Origin of the sequence: Wolbachia endosymbiont of Drosophila bocki, from assembly GCF_028982005.1 — a bacterium.
Lineage (GTDB): Bacteria > Pseudomonadota > Alphaproteobacteria > Rickettsiales > Anaplasmataceae > Wolbachia > Wolbachia pipientis.
On record NZ_JAPQLG010000158.1, the window covers coordinates 1 to 1,624 of the forward strand.

Below are 1,624 nucleotides of genomic sequence, written 5' to 3' on the forward strand. Positions count from 1 at the left end.
AGATATACCTCTTTCTTAACTATGCTTATTTTACCTCATATTTTCGAGATCCTTAACAGGTTCTAAGAGAATTGAGAGCTTTTGCAACTAATGATGGTGCTCACATGATACTCGAATTTGGAACAGAGTATGATAATAAAGAAGTGCTCGATAATGTCCGTTCAAAGCTTTCAAACATAAAATCGAAGTTACCTGTTGAAGCGGAATCTCCAATAATAAATGAAATAAACTTGAGTCTATTTCCCATATTAAATGTTGGCTTAATTGGTAATCTGCCAGAAAGAGCCTTAACTGAAATAGCACGCAAGTTAAAGAAAGAAATAGAATCTCTGCCAAATGTTCTCAAAGTTGAAGTGGCAGGTATTCGTAAAGAAACAGTGGAAGTTATAATTGAGCCCACAGTTCTAACAAAATATAACATTCAATCAAACGAAATATTCCAAGCTATATCAAGCAATAATAGACTAGTGGGAGCTGGGTCACTGGCCGGTAAATATTCGATTAAAATATCAGGGTTATTAAAAGATATAGAAGATATTATGAATATTCCTATTAGATCTCAAGGCGATGCAGTTTTGAGAATCAAAGATATAGCAAAAGTATACCCTAGGTTTGAGGATCACCAAGGATTTGCTCGCATTAATGGATTACCTAGTGTCATGCTAGAAATTTCAAAACGTAACGGAAAAAACATAATAGACACAGTAAATCAAGTAAAATACTTAATGGATAAGGCAAAAGATCAATTACCTGAAAATTTAAAAGTGGTGTACTTAAACGACCAGTCAAAAAACGTCCGCGATGTGCTTGATGACTTGGAAACCGGCATAATATTTGCTGTGTTGTTAATATTGATCATAATGATGCTTTCTATGGGAACAAGGATTGCTATTCTTGTGGCACTCTCGATACCCGGTTCCTTTCTCATTGGGATAATAGCTCTTTACTTTATGGGTATAACCTTAAATATCGTTGTGCTCTTCAGTTTAATTATGGCTGTTGGCATGCTGGTTGATGATGCAATTGTGATCAGCGAATATGCCGATAGAAAGATGATCTGCGGAATGGATAAAGTAGAAGCTTTTCACACTTCAGTTCGTGATATGTTTTATCCGGTTCTATCATCAACGTTAACTAAGTTAGCAGTGTTTTTTCCTCTATTATTCTGGCCTGATACTGTTGGTAAATTCATGCAGTACATACCAATTACAATAATTCTAACTTTGACTGGATCGCTCATTATGGCTTTGGTTTTTATACCAACACTTGGTGCAATATTTGGTAAGCCTTCGATAACTTCAAAAAAAGAAATAAAAAAAATGAGTGCTATAGAAAGTGGTGAAATAAAAAATGCTGGGCCTATAATAAGAGCTTACGTACGCATGCTAGAGAAGGTTTTGGATCATCCTAAAAAATTCGTATGTGCTACTGTATTCGTTTTGTTTTCATTTAGTGTGCTGTACTTTACTTTTGGTCCTGGAGTAAAGTTTTTTCCGAAAGTGGATTCAGATAATATTTTAATCAGTGTTAAAGCAAAAGAAAGCTTATCAGCCAAAGAACGAGATCTGATACTCAAAGAAGTGGAAGAACGCATTTTGAGCATTGAAAAAGAAATTCATGTTTC

Annotated in this window: 1 protein-coding gene; it reads left to right on the forward strand. The window is 34.7% G+C overall.

Features of this window, described 5'->3' with window-relative positions:
* Positions 1–104: 104 nt before the first annotated feature.
* Positions 105–1,624: efflux RND transporter permease subunit (locus tag OZD61_RS03525; protein WP_274979870.1), on the forward strand; the 1,520-nt coding region annotated here is incomplete at its 3' end.